Below are 16,570 nucleotides of genomic sequence, written 5' to 3'. Positions count from 1 at the left end.
TTTCTAAGAGGGAGCATATTCTTATAATATTAATTTTTGTCTGACTATAAATAACTCAAAGCAGCTATTGTCTTAGCATCAATAATTTCACCTTTTTTAATTTTTTCTTTAACTTCTGACAACTTTAACTTCTTAACATTCACAAACTCATCTTCATCCATATTTACTGTTCCCACAGTAAGATTGGTCGCTTTATACAAATATATATATTCATCACAGAATCCTGGAGTTGTAGCTATCTTGCCCAAGAATTCATGATCTCCAGCCTTATATCCTGTTTCCTCTTCCAATTCTCTAAGTCCACATATCTCTGGATCTTCTCCAATCTCTAACTTCCCTGCTGGAAGCTCAAGAGTAATAAGCTCAAGTGGCTTTCTATATTGTTCTACCAAAAGTATTGTATACTGGTCTAAAAAAGCTACAACTGCTACTCCACCAGGATGTCTCACTATATCTCTACTTCCTATATTGCCATTTGGTAACTGTACCTTGTGATTTGTCACCTTCAAAAAGTTTCCTTTATATATAAGTTTCTCTTCTAAAGTTTTTTCTTCAAAATTCATGTTTTCCTCCTACTTTATAAATAAAAATGATTTAATCACTATATATTATACCATGTACACATGATTAATTATTTTACACTTATTATTTTTATTTGACATAAATAGAGATTTTTAAGTTATATACATAAATATTCCGCTTACAAATATAAAAAACTTTTTTTTGCTTAGTTTTAGTATTACTTTACAAATTTTCACACTATCTTTATATATTTTTTACATTGATTGAATAAACTTACTATTGTAATATAAATACTATATGTTTTTAACAATTATACAAATAATTATAAGAAAGGATGTATTAATAATGAAAAATCTATTTAAAAAACTTTGTATCATTTTTACTCTATTTTTCCTTTTTGTTGGAATCAATACTTACAGTAATCAAATTTCAGCAAGTGCACGAGTAACATACTCTCAAACTACTATTAACGATTTTCAAGGAGTAGCAAATTACATTCATAAGTATGGAGTATTACCAAGTAACTATATAACAAAATCTCAAGCATATAAACTTGGTTGGCGCCCAGGAAGGGATTTATGGGATTATGCTTACGGAAAAAGCATAGGAGGAGATATTTTTACTAATTCTGAAGAAGTATTACCAGATGCTCCAGGAAGAGTATGGCACGAATGTGATATTAACTATTTCGGTGGACATAGAGGCGCAGATAGGCTATTATATTCTAATGATGGACTAATTTATGGTACAACAGACCATTATCAAACATTTACTTGTTATTATGGAGATGAGAATTAACTTGAAGACAATTATACTAGATGGTAATACTATAATTACAAAGGAAAAGTTGCACTTAGAACTGAAAGAGGCTCTAGATCTTCCAGATTATTATGGAAATAATCTAGATGCATTATGGGACTGCTTAACAACAGATGTAGAATTACCAATAAAAATAACATGGATTAATTTTGAAAACAGTCAAAAATATTTAGGTTCCTATGCACAAAAAACGTTGGATTTATTTCAAAAGGTTAAGGATTATTCAAACAAAGATCTAATTATAGAAGTTTTATAACTTTATATAGTGATTACCACTAAGAATCATAGATAAAAGTATTATTACTAAAGCAAAAATTAAAGCTCATTATACGCTATAATGAGCTTTAATTTCTATTTGTTGAAATATATTTTCATAAAAATATATTGGAATTCATTTTTCTCTTTATATAAATATTTAAGCTTACCAATCAAAAGCATTACATTAAATACAAAGCTACATTAACTAATAGATGTTTGTCTTAATTAATGTACACACGCTATAACATTCAGTACTTCAACTGTATTTATTTCTTGGATTAAATTCATAATATCATCTAATCCTAATATATCAATCATTAAATCTGTATCCTCTTCTAGCTTATTAATATAACTTTTTAAATTTCCATCAACATTTGCTGTTGTAATAATAATTCCTTTCCTAACATTATCAACTGTCATTGCTCCTATAAGCTTTTGGCACATTTCTTGCCCTATCATACAATTTTCTGCAGCAGTAAACTGATCATCATATTTCATACATTCTACAAATACTGTATCATTATTAACCTCTAATAAAATTAATCCTCTACATTGATCATTTTCAATAGATGTTAATATGACTGATTTGTATTTTCCCATGCTTTTAAATAACCATTGACTAAACAATTCTAATTCTTTAGTCTTCATATTCTTAATTTTTTCCTTTACATGATCTAGCTCTCTCTCAGTTAGCGTTGAATTTTTAATTCTTTTATTACAATTTAACATATATTTATAATCTTTATTTTTTAACATACTAATCCAGCTATAAAGTATTATTGCTACTAAAATTAATACTGTAATTAATGACATGTTATCTATAATAAAAAGTATTATGTTTATAATCATTCCTACACCGCCTTTACCATAATATTATAGGCAATGTAGTTTAGTTTCATACAAACAGAAGACCTCTCAAACTCACATAGTTTAATCTTAAAAAAGAAAAATCAACCACTTTGAAATTGTTTACAAAAACATGCTCAAAATCTACTTTGCTCCAGCAAAAAGTATAGAATTTCGGATTAATATTACTTGACTTTTATCATTACATGTCACAGCATGGGATGAAGTATTTTCTTTTATAAGCCAATTATATAAACCATCTAATTCTTCTTGAGATATTGCAGTTTTGTCTACCTGCTTATTATTTACATGAAAATAAAAATTTTCCCGATCCCCCATTAATGTTATACTTACGTTTTTCATATGTCTATTGGTAGCATCATCACATTCATTATGTAAATCTATATTATCTTCAATTTCCTTCTCTTCAACTATCTTATTTTTAGATAAATTTAAGTCTTGTGCTAATTTATTTAATTTTTTTGTAACTTGCATATATAACCCTCCAAATAAAATATTACTCATTTATACCATTTATATTATACTTCTACAAAAATTTTCAGAATCCTTTCATTTTTTAAAACTTTTATCAAATTCTCAGTTAACCCAAATTTGTACAAGATGTAATGTACATAAAATAAGACTGTAAATTGAATATATAATAAGTATCAGTAGCGCTTAATTATATAAAAATCAAGCCTACAGAATTTACTCTTGGAAAAAGATTCTGTAGACTTGATATGCATGCTCAAAAAAACTTTTACAATTATTATCTTATAATGACCTTTTGTCTTTTGTATATTAGCATTTAATTATTTTAAAAATAATATTGTACCAACTGGAGGAAGTATACCAATTTGACAAATTGCAATTGTTGGAATAGTAACTAATGCTACTACTGCTACTGATAAAACTACTTTAACTGTCTTCTTCATTTTTTCACCCCCTTTCAAATAATATTAAATATTACATAAACTTATTAGTTTTTTTCTATCTTTAATTTCTAAATCCATATTTTTTTGTATATAAACGAACATTTCAGCATCAAGTTTTATATTGTTCTTTATAATTATCTTACTTATTAATTTTAAATTTTTATCAAAATAATCTATATTTTCTATATCCTTATAACATGTTTTTTTACTCACTTTAAATATCTTGGTTAATGTACTTTCATCATTTATTTTTAAAGTTTCACAAGCTTTTATTATAAATTTTAAAAATTGTTCTCTAGTAAATTGATAGTATTCTTTATCAACTTCTATTAAATTAAAATATTTATAAAATAAATCTATATCATTTTTAAATGAAGCAATACAACAAATATTAAATTTACTAGTTAAATCTTCATTCGCAGTTGTAGCATGCTCTAGCATTTTACAACTATTTTCTATAGCTTTATCATATTTTTTAAATTCTACATTTATATTAGTTAGTAAATTATCTATATGAACTCTGTATCTTAGGTTATACCTAATTTTTAATACCATTTGTTCTGCTATACTATATTCTTTTGATAAAAAATATGCTGTGGCAACATTCATGTAGATATCATCCTTCATCTCTAAATCTTGACAATAATCAATTTTATTTTTTATTACTTCATAAAATGTTATGATATTATTCCAATCATTTTTGTAATATGCTACTCTTTGCAATTGTAAATAAGCATATATTAAGCAACTATCATCCTTACTATTTTCTATAATTAAATAGGATAATATTGAAATACCATTTAGATTGTTGCTATAATCTTTTGCTAATATTTCGATTGCTCTTTTAACATTGCTAAATTCATATTTCTCCTGAGTTAGTTCTAAAAGTCTATCTATTTTATAATCCTTACTCATTTTTTTAAAACATTCTTCAAAATCTATATCTAAACCCTTCTTAAATAGAAGGCTGTTTACTTCAAAGTCTAGTATTCCCTCAAGATGTTTTTCCTTTATAACCTCGTTTAACTTTTTCTCTAAAGCTATTGCTATTTTAGAGGACATTTGCACTACCCCATTTTCAATTCCACTTATGTCCCTTAATCCTTCACTTCTTATATCCTTTTGCTTTAAGCCTAGTGTTGTCCTTATATATCTTAAAGTTTGGCCTCCGTTCATTGTATCCCCCTTTTTAATAAAACTGAATTGCTTTACCTTGTATATTTTATAACATTGCCCAAATATAATTTTTAGAGTGTATATACTAGCAATGATACATTCAAATCAAATTAAATGAATTATTAGAGTTATATTGATTTCTATATTTTCATTTGTCAATTTACAATATACACTATGTTTTTCAATTCTACTCATATAGGTCTAACTTGTAAAAAAATATTAGGCATCACAAATTCTTCCTGTTATATCATATATTCAACATAATTATTCGTTTTCCTTTCGATTATGTGAAATATTTAAAACGAATTTGCTGATCTTAATATATTTTCCTAAAAAAGGTAGCAAAGAAACTGAACATATCCCATTTCATTTTTAATTTTTTTGTGATAAACTATTGATATCGGGTTTATACTTTGCCTTTCTTAATGGAAGGTGTAAAATTAATAAAACTATATTTGTTTTTAGACTGATACTTTGGCGAGTATCAGTTTTTTTATATTTAATAATTTCTTTTATTATTTTAGTGTATTATTTCATGCAACTAAAAATCTTCTCTCAAAGTTACTCCTCACTCCATTAGGAGTTATCACTTTACTTATAGTGACCTTTAACATGCCTTCTTGTGATGCTACAAAAGAATATTTTCATCGTTCTTTAGTAAAATTGATTTTGAAGCCTTTGAAATTTTAGGTATAAAAATAAGACCCCACTCAATCAATTTTTTTCAAACTGATTAAGTGATGTCTTATTTAATAAAATCATATTTGTTGCCCTTACTTTCAAAGTAGAACATACTTTAAACGTAGTAATAGCCTATTAGCCTACCTTATTTTTAAGTCTTAGCTTATCAGCTACCATAGCAATAAATTCACTATTTGTTGGCTTGCCTTTATCATTGTGGATTGTGTATCCAAATAGTCTGTTGATAGTATCTACTTGGCCTCTTCCCCACGCAACTTCTATAGCATGTCTTATAGCTCTTTCTACTCTTGAGGCAGTAGTGTTATATTTCTTTGCAATTGAAGGATATAATTCCTTTGTTACTGCTGATAGAAGCTCTATATCATTTACAACCATTGTTATAGCTTCTCTTAGATACATATATCCTTTAATATGAGCAGGCACTCCTATTTCATGAATTATGCTTGTTATTTCATTTTCCAAGTCCATTGGACCATCTTTTTTAACTGGAATAGAAGATATTGTTGATAATGAATCTAAAGAAACACTGCTTCTTCTTGTATCTTCATCTGAAACATTACTGTTAAACATTTGTCTTATTCTCTTAGTTAATACTTCCATATCAAATGGTTTTACAACATAATAATCTGCGCCCAAAGTAATGGCTCTTTGAGTGATTTTATCTTGTCCAACTGCTGAAAGTACTACAACTCTTGGAACAGGATTTAGATTCATAGAATTAATTCTTTCTAATACACCTAATCCATCTAGATGTGGCATGATGATATCTAAAACTATTAAATCAGGAGTTATATCCTGTAAAAGTTCTAATGCTTGTAACCCATCATTTGCTATTCCCTTTACCACTATGTCTTTTTGACTTGACAAATAATCATTTAAAATATTGCAAAATTCTTTATTATCATCTGCAATTAATACTGATATTTTTGAATTTTCCACCAATGGTTCCCCCTTTTCTCATTCCATATATTACTAATAAATAAATTCGACAAAACTTTGTAAATCCCTTCTATATTTGTTAAAAAAATTTTTAATACAAAAAGATATCTACAGGATATCTTTTTGTATTATTTATTTTTTACTTTACAGTTTCAGCTTCATTTAACATCCATTCTATATATATGCCGTATCCCACATCTGATCTATTTACTAATACGTGAGTAACAGCACCTACAATGCAGTTATCTTGTATGATTGGACTTCCACTCATACCTTGAACAATTCCCCCAGTTTTATTTAAAAGTCTCTCATCGGTTACTTTTATCACCATACTTTTTATATCTGGTGCATCCTGATGGAAAAGTTTCACAATTTCTACATCATATAAAGTTGGTCCTTTTTCATCAATGGTAGTTAAAATTTGAGCTTTTCCTTCTTTAACTTTATCTCTAGGTAATATACTTAATTGTCCGTTTCTAAAGGCAAATTTGTTTTCCCCATTTAGTTTACCATAAATCCCAGCAAAAGTGTTATTTAAAATTGTTCCTTTTGATTTTTCGTTATCAATAAATATACCCTTTAGCTCTCCCGGAGAACCTTTTTCTCCTTTTTTCACAGCAATTATAGATGAATCTACTAATTCTCCACTTCTAACTTTTAATATTGAATTTGTATCAGCATCTGTAATTGGGTGTCCTAGAGCTCCATAAATATTATTCTTTTCATAATAGAATGTCATTGTTCCAACGCCTGCTGTAGAATCTCTAACCCATAATCCCATTTTTTTACTATTATCTAGTGTTGAAACTACAGGATTTATAGTTTTGTTAAAAATCTTATCTCCTCTTTGTATTGTTATTTCTACGTTCTGTTTTGATTTATCTACTTTCTTTATTAAATCTTTTGAATCTAGTATATCTTCATTATTTACCTTTAAAATTACATCGCCCAATTCCATTCCTGATTTTTTTCCTGGACTTTCTATTTTATCTTGAGCAACCTCAATATCGGAGAAACCAACTACCAAAACTCCCTTTGTATTCATTTTTATACCTACTGGAAAACCACCAGGATATACTTTAATGTTTTCTATATTAGCATTTTTTGCATTTGTAGGTAACTCTCCCATTGAAAAATCTTTTAAATCACTATTATTTTTCGTAATTTTAGAATTATTTGTTTCAAGCTTGGTAAATATATTATTATAGTTAAAATGTGTTTTAATATACTCACCAGTCATTAAGAGTACTATAAAGCTTAAAACTAGAATTATAGGAGTTGAGTTAAGTTTATGTAGTTTTTTCATCATAATTATCTCCTCCTTTACTTCATTCTTAAGTTGCCCATATTTCAAAGTCAATATGCTATAGTAACCTTGTTATTATAGTCAAATTGATTAAAAATATACTAATAAATTGAAAAAAAGAACTGATTATTCATCAGTTCTTTTAATAAAATTATTTTTCATAATTATTTTTCTTGAATTAGCAAAATCTATCATAGATTTTGCATTATCCAAGGATGAGTTTAATACTTCGCTGCCACCTAGCATTTTAGCTATCTCTGCAATTTTCTCATTATCACCAATGTTAGTAACACTGGAGTAAGTTTTTTCATCTTTAAATGACTTTTTCACCAAATAATGATAATCTGAAAAACAAGCAATTTGAGGAAGATGCGTTATACAAAATACTTGGTGTTTAACAGCAATTTCATACATCTTTTCACCTACACAATGAGCGATTCTTCCACTAATTCCTGTATCTATTTCATCAAATACTACCGTAGGTACATTATCTTTATCTACAAAAACTGCTTTTATTGCAAGCATTATTCTAGATAACTCTCCACCGGATGCAACCTTAGTCATCACCTTAAATGGTTCACCAGGATTGGTTGAAACTAAAAATTCACAAATGTCTGTTCCATTATGTCTTATTTCTTCTTTTATTATATCAATTTTAAATTTACATTTTTCAAGTCCTATATATTTTAAATTACTATGAATGTCTTCTTCTAATTTTCCTGAATTCTCAACTCTTAATTTGTGAAGTTCATCACCTAAAAGGTTCAACTTATCAATAATTTCTTTTTCTTCTCTTTTTAATTCTTCTACTATTTTTTCTGCATTAGTAATTTCATTATATTGTTTTTCAATCTTTTCTTTATAAGTAAGTACTTCTTCTACAGAATCACCATATTTCTTTTTAAGGTTTGCTATCTTATACAGTCTATCATTTATAGTTTCAAGTTCAGCTTCGTCATATACTATATCTTCACTTAAGACTCTTAAATCACTTGATATCTCTTGTAATGAATAATAAATGTTTAAAATATTCTCATTTATTTTAGCTATCTTCTCAGAGTAACCTTCTATTGAAGATAATTCTCTATTTATTGAATATATATTATCTATCACTGATGAGTTATCACCAGCTTCACTAAGAACACTATAGGAATTTCCTACTATTCTATTTATTTTTTCTGCATTTGATAAAATTTTAAATTTATCATTAAGTTCTTCTTCTTCACCAACTCTTAACTTTGCCTTGTCTATTTCATCAATTTGAAACTTAATAAAAGCCAATAACTTATCATTATCTTCATTTCCAACTATTGTACTGATTCTTTCTCTTGTTTCTTTTAACTTTTCATAATAAGTATGATATTCATTTAATATAGGCCCTATTTTACTACTATCATAAGAATCAACCATAGGAATATAATTATCCCTATCAAACAATAATTGGTTTTGATGTTGTCCATGAATATCAATTAGCTTCTCAGCTATTTTTCTTACAAATGAAATAGTTGACGTTTTACCATTTATTTTTATAATACTCTTCCCATTAGTAAACATTTCTCTACTAAAACAAATTGTATCATCATGTTCAATTTCTAATTCTTCTAATACTCCAGCTACAATTTCATTATCTATTGTAAATACAGCCTCTACATATGCTTTAGACTCACCAGTTCTAATAATATCTTTATTAAACTTTCCTCCTAAAACATAGTCTATAGCATCAATTAATATTGACTTTCCAGAACCTGTCTCACCATAAAGTACATTAAATCCTTTATGAAAATCTATTTCTGCATTTTCAATCAAAGCAAAATTTTTTATTGATAATTGTAAAATCATCTTTTCACACCTTATTCTATGTATCATAAAAATAATACAAATTATAATTTTTTTATTTTATAGTTATGTATAAATTTAACATCAATTTATAAAATAAATTCTTTTAATACACTAACTATTTCAAGTGCAGTTTCAGTATTTCTAACTAATATAAATATAGTGTTGTCCCCTGCTATGGTACCCGCAATATCATCAAAACCCAAAGTATCTATTGCTTCTCCAGCAGCAGAACCTGATCCTGATAAAGTTTTTACTACAACAAATTTATCTACAGCTTCTACATCTATAATAGTATTCATTAATATTTGTTTCATCTTATTGCTGATATGCTCTGAAGTCTGACTTATAGTTGAATAAGCATATCTTCCTTCTGAACCTAGCACCTTTGTAAGCTTTAATGTTTTTATATCCCTTGAAACAGTAGCTTGAGTTACATCATAACCCTTTTCTCTTAACTCATCTGCTAGTTCTTCTTGGGTTTCAATTTCCTTATTTGATATGATTTTGAGAATTTCTTCATGTCTTTTTGATCTCAAGTTTATCCCCCCACAAAATTAGTTTCCGATTAATTTTCTACTTAAAACATCATAATAATTTAATTCATTTACTACAATTAAGTTACACTCTCTATCAGATTTTGAAATAAGTACTTCAAAATCCTCTTCTAACAATGAAAATTTTTGTCCATCTGTAGAAGCATATAAAACACTATCTGTAGCTGTAGCAGTTATTTTAATCTTACTATTTTCATCTATGACAATAGGTCTAATGGATGGAGCATGTGGACAAATTGGAGTAATAGTAATTACTTTTAAAGTAGGATAAACTATTGGGCCTCCAGCTGAAAATGAATAAGCTGTAGATCCTGTTGGTGTAGAAACTATAACACCATCACCTTTAAAATCAATATATTTCTCACCATTTATCTCTATGTTATATTTAGCCATTCTTGAAAGGGTCCCTCTGGAAATTACTAAATCATTTAAAGAAAATGATATATTAGAACTATTGATTCCTTTTATTTCACTCTTAAGCATAAGTCTTTTTTCTATTCTAAACTCTTTATTTTTTATTTTTTTTAAACTATGTGTAAGATCTTCATACTCTATAGTTGATAAAAATCCTAAATTCCCAATGTTTATACCTAAAATAGGAGTATCAGCATAAGGTGAAAATTCCCTTGCAGCTCTTAGAATAGTTCCATCTCCGCCTAAAATAAAAATTAAATCAAGGTTATGCTTTAAAAATTCCTGTTTATCACTTACCTTATATATTTCAGCCGCACTGAATTCTGCCTTAAGAGCATTGACCATTTCATTATATATTATTCCATTCTTATCCTTAGATCCATTAATATTAATACCTATCTTTTTCATATATCTTCCCCTTAAAGAGTATTATGTGACCTTTGAACAACTTCATCTATATTTATTTCTTCAAATTCACTTTTCATTTCTTTATCTTTAGTAAAGTAAACTAAATATTCTATATTGCCTTCTGGTCCTTTTATTGGAGAATAACTCAAGCCTAAAATATTCATTTCTTTTGTTTTTAAAAATTCTACTATTTTCACTATTACTTCTTTATGAATTTCTGGTTCTCTTACAACTCCCTTTTTTCCCACCTTGTCTTTTCCAGCTTCAAATTGTGGTTTGATTAATGCAACCACCTTGCCTTTATCGTTAAGTAAATCTAAAACTGGAGGTATTACAGTCTTAAGTGAAATGAAAGATACATCTATTGATGCAAAATCTGCATGCTCTCCAAGTTGTTCTCCTGTAACATATCTTACATTAGTTCTTTCCATACACACAACTCTTGGATCTGTTCTAAGCTTCCAAGCAAACTGTCCATATCCTACATCTATGGAAAAAACCTTTCTAGCATCATTCTGAAGCATACAATCTGTGAATCCACCTGTTGATGCTCCAATATCTAAACAACATGTATCTTTTAAATCTATATTAAAAGCTTTTATAGCTTTTTCTAACTTTAATCCACCTCTACTTACATAGGGTATATCTTCACCTTTAAATTCAATATTTGCGTTTATATCTACTTTAGAACCACATTTATCAACTCTAAAACCATCTACAAAAATCTTTCCTGCCATAATAAAGGTTTTTGCTCTTTCTCTTGATTGTATTATACCTTTTTCAACTAAAAGTACATCTAACCTTTCTTTTTTTCCACTCATGCTATTCTCCCTCATGATAAAGTTTAATTATATTATCAGCTATTGCTTGCGGACTTAATCCATGCATCTTATATAAAGAATTTACATCACCTTGATGAACAATCTTTTCCAAGTATCCAAGATTTATAATTCTATTTTTATAATGTTTTTGATTTATATATGTTGTAATTGAATGACCTAACCCATTTGCAACTATATTGTCTTCCACTGTAATTATTCTATAACCAGCCATACATAAATCATCTATCTTCTCTGTATCCATAGGTTTGATAAAATTAGCATTTATTACTTCTGGATTTACATCTTTGTCATTAACCAAGCTTAATGCCTTAATAGCATGCTGCACCATCTTTCCTGTAGCTATAACAGCAACTTTTTCACCTTTCTTTATAACTTCCCAGCTCTTATTTTCAATTTTCTTTATTGGTTCTATTTGTACATTTGCCAAGTCTCCTCCACGAGGATATCTTATTGCAACTGGGTAGTCTTGTTTTAATGCCCATTCTAAGTAAATACCTACTTCTTCAGTACATTTTGGAGCTACTAAATTAATATTAGGCATTAAATTCAAATAAGAAATATCAAATATTCCTTGATGGGTTTCACCGTCTTCACCTACAATTCCTGCTCTGTCTATAGCAAAAACCACTGGCACATTCTGTAAACATACATCATGCAAAATTTGATCAAAAGCTCTTTGTAAAAATGTAGAGTATACTGCAAATACTGGTCTCAAACCGGCCTTTGCCATACCTGCTGCCAAAGTTACAGCATGTTCCTCTGCAATACCTACATCAAAAAATCTTTTAGGAAACTTCTCTGAAAAACTGCTTAATCCTGTACCGTCAGGCATTGCAGCTGTTATTGCTACTATATTAGAATTTTTTTCTGCTAAATCAATAATTTTCTTTCCAAACTCTTTTGAATATGTGTTGGCAGTATTCACATTGCCTTCTCCACTTTCAAAATTAAATGGTGCTACTGCATGAAACTTACAAGGATTCTTTTCTGCAAAATCATATCCTTTTCCTTTTTGAGTAATAGTGTGTATAATTACAGGTCCGTCAACATTTTTAGCTCTACATAAAACTTCACATAAATCCTTAATGTTATGACCATCTATGGGTCCAAAATATCTAATACCCATATCCTCAAAAAGCATACTTGGAACCACTAATTGTTTCATACTATGCTTAAACCTAGATAAAGATGATGCTAAATTTTTTCCAACTGAACTTTGATTTAAAGTTCTATTTATCTCAGATCTCAGTTTATTATATCCTGTCCCCATTCTAAGTTTACTTAAATAAGTAGACATACCACCAACATTTTCTGAGATAGCCATAGTATTATCATTTAATATTATAATCATCTTAGTCTTATTATATCCTACATCATTAAGTGCTTCAAAAGCCATGCCACCAGTTAATGCACCATCTCCTATTACAGCAATAACATTATTTTTTTCATTTAAAATATCTCTTGCTCTTGCCATACCTACCGCTGCTGAAATTGATGTACTACTATGACCCGTGTTGAAGAAATCATACTTACTTTCACAACACTTTGGAAAACCACTAATTCCGTTAAATTTTCTTAATGAATCAAAATCTCCCTTTCTCCCAGTAAGTATCTTGTGTACATAAGATTGGTGTCCTACATCCCAAACTATTTTGTCTTCATCAAAATTAAAAACTTTAAAAAGACTAATAGTTAACTCAACTACTCCAAGATTGGATGCTAGGTGGCCACCTGTTTTAGAAACCTTCTCAATTAAAAATTCTCTGATATTCTTTGCTAAAATCTCTAAGTCTTCTCCATTCATTCTTTTAAGATCATAAAAGGTATCTATTTTATCTAATTTATTTTCATCCATAGTCATCTTTCCTTTATTAATTTTCCCTATTTAAAAGGATCTTTGTCAAGTGTTTCAAATCAATACAATTCATTGACAAACTGTCTAATAATTTTATACAATCCTCTGTTAGCAAACTACACATTTCTTTACATTTATCAAGTCCATAGAATGAAATATAGTTATTTTTATCATGTTCACAATCTACATTCACTTTTTTTCCTAACTTCTTTTCGTCTCCTATGACATCTAAAATATCATCTTTAATTTGAAATGCTAGACCTAACTTTTCTCCATATTCTTCTAAAATCCTCATGTCAGCCTCAGGCGCTTTTGCCAATACTGCACCTGCTAAAATAGAAGCCTTTATCAATGCTCCTGTTTTCTTTTCATGCATATACCTTAGTGTATCCATATCAATATCTTTTCCTTCAGCAAGTATGTCAACAACCTGACCGCCAACCATTCCCTCTACACCAGCTGCATTTGATATTATTTTTGTAGCTTTTATTGCTTCAATACAATTACTATTCAAAGTAAATTCCAGCATTACATTCATAGCTTCATTTAAAAGCCCATCTCCAGCTAGCACAGCTATTGCATCTCCAAATACTTTATGATTTGTAGGTTTTCCCCTTCTTAAATCATCATTATCCATTGCAGGTAAATCATCATGAATTAATGAATACGTATGAATCATTTCTATGGAAGCTGCCATTGGTAATATATTTTCTAAATCTTCTTTATATATACCATAAGTTAATAGCATTAATATTGGACGAATTCTTTTACCTCCTACATTAATACTATACCCCATTGACTCATAAATTAATTTATTATAACTTCCTTTATTCAAAAAATATTGTTTTAAATATTCGTCAACATATAATTTTAAGTTACTTTTATCCATACTACTCCTCAAAATCTACCTCTCCATATTTATCATTTATTATTTTTATCTTTCCTTCATAAGAATTCAAGACCTTATATAATTTATTTACAAGTTTCAAGCCATTCTCGTATCTATTCATAGCTTCATCTAGATCCAATTCTTTGGTTTCAAATTCATCTACAATTACTTGCAATTCCTTCATCATATCTTCATACTTCTCTATTTTTTTAGGCATAATCCACCTCAATTAGTAATTTTCTTAGTTATTTTACCATCTTTTAAAATCAATTCCACTTCTCTATCATTCTCAAAATCTGAAACTTGATTTAAAATTTCACCATTACTTCCTTTAATTACAGTATATCCTTTACCCAAAACTGCAAAAGGATTATAGGCTTGCAACAAATTATTGTTATGCTTCAGCATTTCCATATCTTTAGATACTTTCTGTTTCACATTTAGTTCTAAACTATTTTTTATGGAGTCTAACATATTTCTATTACTTTCTATAATAGCCTTTGGATTATTAAAATTCAATATACTATTATATAACTTTAAATTAGAATATTCTGCATTTATCTTATCTTTATAAAGCTTTTCAAACTTATGCTTTAAATTATTAAGTTTATCATTAATCTCCAAGATGCTTGGAGTACATACTTCTGCAGCTGCTGAAGGAGTTGAAGCTCTATAATCCGCAACAAAATCTGCAATTGTAAAATCTGTTTCATGTCCAATACCAGTTACCACTGGAATTTCTGATTTAAAAATTGAGTAAGCTACGTTCTTTTCATTAAAGGCCCATAATTCCTCGATTGAACCTCCACCTCTGCAAAGAATAATAACATCAACAGGGTTATTGTTATTAAAATATTCTATGCCTTGGCATATTTCTTCCTTCGCGCCTTCTCCTTGTACTAAAGATTTATATATTTTTATATCTATAGATTTATTTCTACGTCTAGATACTTTTATTACATCACGAATGGCAGCTCCTGTAGGAGAAGTCACTATCCCTATAGATCTTGGCATTAATGGAATAGGCTTTTTAAACTCTGCAGCAAACAAACCTTCCTGCTCTAATTGAAATTTTAATTTGTTATAGGCTTCAAAAAGTTCTCCTTCCCCAGTCTTTTTTATAATCTTACAATATAATTGATAACTACCATCTTTTTCGTAGACACTAATTCTGCCACTAATCTCTACATTTGCCCCATCTTGTGGCATAAAAGTTAGATTAGCTGCATCACTTTTAAACATAACACAGTTGATTCTGCTAAATTCATCTTTTATGGAAAAGTACATATGACCACTATAATGCAGTTTAAAATTTGAAATCTCACCTTTTACAGTGAGATTATTTAAAATAAAATCCTTATCAGTTATTTTTTTTATATAAGCATTTACGTCGCTTACAGACAGGGTTTTTAAAAACATTTTTTTATTGCCTCGCATAAATTTTTAAATAATAAAGTGGTGGTAAGTGCTCCTACGCCTCCTGGAACAGGTGTTATATACGATGCTTTATCCTTAACATCATCAAAATCAATATCACCAGTTATTTTCCCATTCAATGAAGAAGTTCCAACATCAATAACAACCGCACCTTGTTTTATATATTCTTGATTTATATATTTAGGTCTACCAATAGCTGATATTAAAATATCTGCTCTTTTAGTTACCTCCTTAAGATTAACCGTTTTAGAATGACAAATAGTAATTGTAGCATTTTTATCAAGAAGCATCTGTGCCAAAGGTTTTCCCACAATATTGCTTCTACCTATTACCACTACTTCTTTTCCTTCTAACGGAATATTCATCTTTTCTAAAATAGTTACCACACTGTTAGGTGTACAAGGATAAAATATCTTATCAGATTTATATAATTTTCCCATACAAACATCTGTTAAACAATCAAGATCTTTTTCTGGAGCAATTAAATTAGTTACTTCTTTTTCATCTATATGTTTTGGCAAGGGAACTAACATCATTATACCTTGAATCGATTCATCTTTATTGCATTTTAATATATACTCTATCAACTCATGCTGTGATATATCTTCATTAAATTGCTTTTTAATAAATGATATATCTAAAGACTCAGCTATCTTAGCTTGATTATTTTGATAATATTGAGACCCTGCATCCTCTCCCACTAATATAGAAACTACTGTAGGATTTAGCCCTTTTTCCTTCTTAGTTTCATGAACAAAATGTTTAATTTCTTCTTTTATTGCTTTTGCTATCTCTTTTCCATCAATTGTTATCCCCAAAATTTTTCACC

Annotated in this window: 18 protein-coding genes; 2 read left to right on the top strand and 16 right to left on the bottom strand. The window is 28.4% G+C overall.

Going from position 1 to position 16,570, the window contains the following annotated elements; genetic code table 11:
* Positions 1-44: 44 nt before the first annotated feature.
* Complete coding sequence (locus tag OCU47_RS07320; protein ID WP_261827944.1) at positions 45-563, bottom strand: NUDIX hydrolase; 519 nt, start codon at positions 561-563, stop codon at positions 45-47.
* A 304-nt stretch (positions 564-867) separates the two neighbouring features.
* Here OCU47_RS07320 and OCU47_RS07315 point away from each other — a divergent pair, with 304 nt between their 5' ends.
* Both OCU47_RS07315 and OCU47_RS07310 read left to right on the top strand, forming a co-directional pair.
* Entirely contained in the window at positions 868-1,320 is a 453-nt protein-coding gene (locus OCU47_RS07315; RefSeq protein WP_261827943.1) for a ribonuclease, read from the top strand.
* A 1-nt stretch (position 1,321) separates the two neighbouring features.
* Positions 1,322-1,597 carry a barstar family protein gene (locus OCU47_RS07310; protein WP_261827942.1) on the top strand — a complete coding sequence of 92 codons (276 nt, stop codon included), beginning with the start codon at positions 1,322-1,324 and terminating at the stop codon, positions 1,595-1,597.
* 227 nt (positions 1,598-1,824) lie between these two features.
* Here the strand turns inward: OCU47_RS07310 and OCU47_RS07305 are convergent, their stop codons facing one another.
* From OCU47_RS07305 to OCU47_RS07235, 15 genes are all read right to left on the bottom strand, one after another.
* Positions 1,825-2,448, bottom strand: coding sequence for a restriction endonuclease (locus tag OCU47_RS07305; RefSeq protein ID WP_261827941.1), 624 nt, complete (start codon positions 2,446-2,448; stop codon positions 1,825-1,827).
* Between the two features lie 141 nt (positions 2,449-2,589).
* A complete protein-coding gene (locus OCU47_RS07300) occupies positions 2,590-2,940 on the bottom strand; it encodes a hypothetical protein (RefSeq protein WP_261827940.1) in 351 nt (116 codons plus the stop codon).
* Positions 2,941-3,257: 317 nt separating this feature from the next.
* Complete coding sequence (locus OCU47_RS07295; protein ID WP_261827939.1) at positions 3,258-3,380, bottom strand: hypothetical protein; 123 nt, start codon at positions 3,378-3,380, stop codon at positions 3,258-3,260.
* A gap of 24 nt (positions 3,381-3,404) precedes the next feature.
* Entirely contained in the window at positions 3,405-4,556 is a 1,152-nt protein-coding gene (locus OCU47_RS07290; protein ID WP_261827938.1) for a hypothetical protein, read from the bottom strand.
* Between the two features lie 816 nt (positions 4,557-5,372).
* Positions 5,373-6,197, bottom strand: coding sequence for a sporulation transcription factor Spo0A (spo0A, locus tag OCU47_RS07285; RefSeq protein WP_261827937.1), 825 nt, complete (start codon positions 6,195-6,197; stop codon positions 5,373-5,375).
* A 139-nt stretch (positions 6,198-6,336) separates the two neighbouring features.
* Entirely contained in the window at positions 6,337-7,506 is a 1,170-nt protein-coding gene (gene spoIVB / locus OCU47_RS07280) for a SpoIVB peptidase (RefSeq protein ID WP_261827936.1), read from the bottom strand.
* 123 nt (positions 7,507-7,629) lie between these two features.
* A complete protein-coding gene (gene recN / locus OCU47_RS07275) occupies positions 7,630-9,342 on the bottom strand; it encodes a DNA repair protein RecN (RefSeq protein WP_261827935.1) in 1,713 nt (570 codons plus the stop codon).
* An 86-nt stretch (positions 9,343-9,428) separates the two neighbouring features.
* Complete coding sequence (locus OCU47_RS07270) at positions 9,429-9,878, bottom strand: arginine repressor (protein ID WP_261827934.1); 450 nt, start codon at positions 9,876-9,878, stop codon at positions 9,429-9,431.
* 18 nt (positions 9,879-9,896) lie between these two features.
* On the bottom strand, positions 9,897-10,718 hold the full coding sequence (locus OCU47_RS07265; protein ID WP_261827933.1) for an NAD(+)/NADH kinase: 822 nt from the start codon (positions 10,716-10,718) through the stop codon (positions 9,897-9,899).
* 11 nt (positions 10,719-10,729) lie between these two features.
* Positions 10,730-11,539 (bottom strand): TlyA family RNA methyltransferase, encoded by an 810-nt coding sequence (locus OCU47_RS07260; protein ID WP_261827932.1) that lies wholly within the window; start codon positions 11,537-11,539, stop codon positions 10,730-10,732.
* 1 nt (position 11,540) lies between these two features.
* Complete coding sequence (gene dxs / locus OCU47_RS07255) at positions 11,541-13,415, bottom strand: 1-deoxy-D-xylulose-5-phosphate synthase (RefSeq protein WP_376778029.1); 1,875 nt, start codon at positions 13,413-13,415, stop codon at positions 11,541-11,543.
* A 16-nt stretch (positions 13,416-13,431) separates the two neighbouring features.
* Positions 13,432-14,304, bottom strand: a complete 873-nt coding sequence (locus OCU47_RS07250) for a polyprenyl synthetase family protein (RefSeq protein WP_261827930.1) — start codon at positions 14,302-14,304, stop codon at positions 13,432-13,434.
* A gap of 1 nt (position 14,305) precedes the next feature.
* Positions 14,306-14,521 (bottom strand): exodeoxyribonuclease VII small subunit, encoded by a 216-nt coding sequence (gene xseB, locus OCU47_RS07245; protein ID WP_261827929.1) that lies wholly within the window; start codon positions 14,519-14,521, stop codon positions 14,306-14,308.
* A gap of 8 nt (positions 14,522-14,529) precedes the next feature.
* Positions 14,530-15,723: an exodeoxyribonuclease VII large subunit gene (gene xseA, locus OCU47_RS07240; protein WP_261827928.1), complete on the bottom strand. Its 1,194-nt coding sequence runs from the start codon at positions 15,721-15,723 to the stop codon at positions 14,530-14,532.
* Positions 15,714-16,559 carry a bifunctional 5,10-methylenetetrahydrofolate dehydrogenase/5,10-methenyltetrahydrofolate cyclohydrolase gene (locus OCU47_RS07235; protein WP_261827927.1) on the bottom strand — a complete coding sequence of 282 codons (846 nt, stop codon included), beginning with the start codon at positions 16,557-16,559 and terminating at the stop codon, positions 15,714-15,716. The genes xseA and OCU47_RS07235 overlap by 10 nt, the downstream gene beginning before the upstream one ends.
* Positions 16,560-16,570 lie beyond the last annotated feature (11 nt).

The organism is Clostridium sp. TW13 (assembly GCF_024345225.1).
Taxonomy (GTDB): domain Bacteria; phylum Bacillota; class Clostridia; order Clostridiales; family Clostridiaceae; genus Inconstantimicrobium; species Inconstantimicrobium mannanitabidum.
This window is presented reverse-complemented; position numbering and strand designations above follow the sequence as displayed.

Excerpts from the sequence above, each read along its gene's own strand:
- OCU47_RS07320 (WP_261827944.1), bottom strand. The coding sequence starts at position 563 with ATGAATTTTGAAGAAAAAACTTTAGAAGAGAAACTTATATATAAAGGA.
- OCU47_RS07315 (WP_261827943.1), top strand. The coding sequence starts at position 868 with ATGAAAAATCTATTTAAAAAACTTTGTATCATTTTTACTCTATTTTTC.
- OCU47_RS07305 (WP_261827941.1), bottom strand. The coding sequence starts at position 2,448 with ATGATTATAAACATAATACTTTTTATTATAGATAACATGTCATTAATT.
- OCU47_RS07300 (WP_261827940.1), bottom strand. The coding sequence starts at position 2,940 with ATGCAAGTTACAAAAAAATTAAATAAATTAGCACAAGACTTAAATTTA.
- OCU47_RS07295 (WP_261827939.1), bottom strand. The coding sequence starts at position 3,380 with ATGAAGAAGACAGTTAAAGTAGTTTTATCAGTAGCAGTAGTAGCATTA.
- OCU47_RS07290 (WP_261827938.1), bottom strand. The coding sequence starts at position 4,556 with ATGAACGGAGGCCAAACTTTAAGATATATAAGGACAACACTAGGCTTA.
- spoIVB (WP_261827936.1), bottom strand. The coding sequence starts at position 7,506 with ATGATGAAAAAACTACATAAACTTAACTCAACTCCTATAATTCTAGTT.
- recN (WP_261827935.1), bottom strand. The coding sequence starts at position 9,342 with ATGATTTTACAATTATCAATAAAAAATTTTGCTTTGATTGAAAATGCA.
- OCU47_RS07265 (WP_261827933.1), bottom strand. The coding sequence starts at position 10,718 with ATGAAAAAGATAGGTATTAATATTAATGGATCTAAGGATAAGAATGGA.
- OCU47_RS07260 (WP_261827932.1), bottom strand. The coding sequence starts at position 11,539 with ATGAGTGGAAAAAAAGAAAGGTTAGATGTACTTTTAGTTGAAAAAGGT.
- dxs (WP_376778029.1), bottom strand. The coding sequence starts at position 13,415 with ATGGATGAAAATAAATTAGATAAAATAGATACCTTTTATGATCTTAAA.
- OCU47_RS07250 (WP_261827930.1), bottom strand. The coding sequence starts at position 14,304 with ATGGATAAAAGTAACTTAAAATTATATGTTGACGAATATTTAAAACAA.
- xseB (WP_261827929.1), bottom strand. The coding sequence starts at position 14,521 with ATGCCTAAAAAAATAGAGAAGTATGAAGATATGATGAAGGAATTGCAA.
- xseA (WP_261827928.1), bottom strand. The coding sequence starts at position 15,723 with ATGTTTTTAAAAACCCTGTCTGTAAGCGACGTAAATGCTTATATAAAA.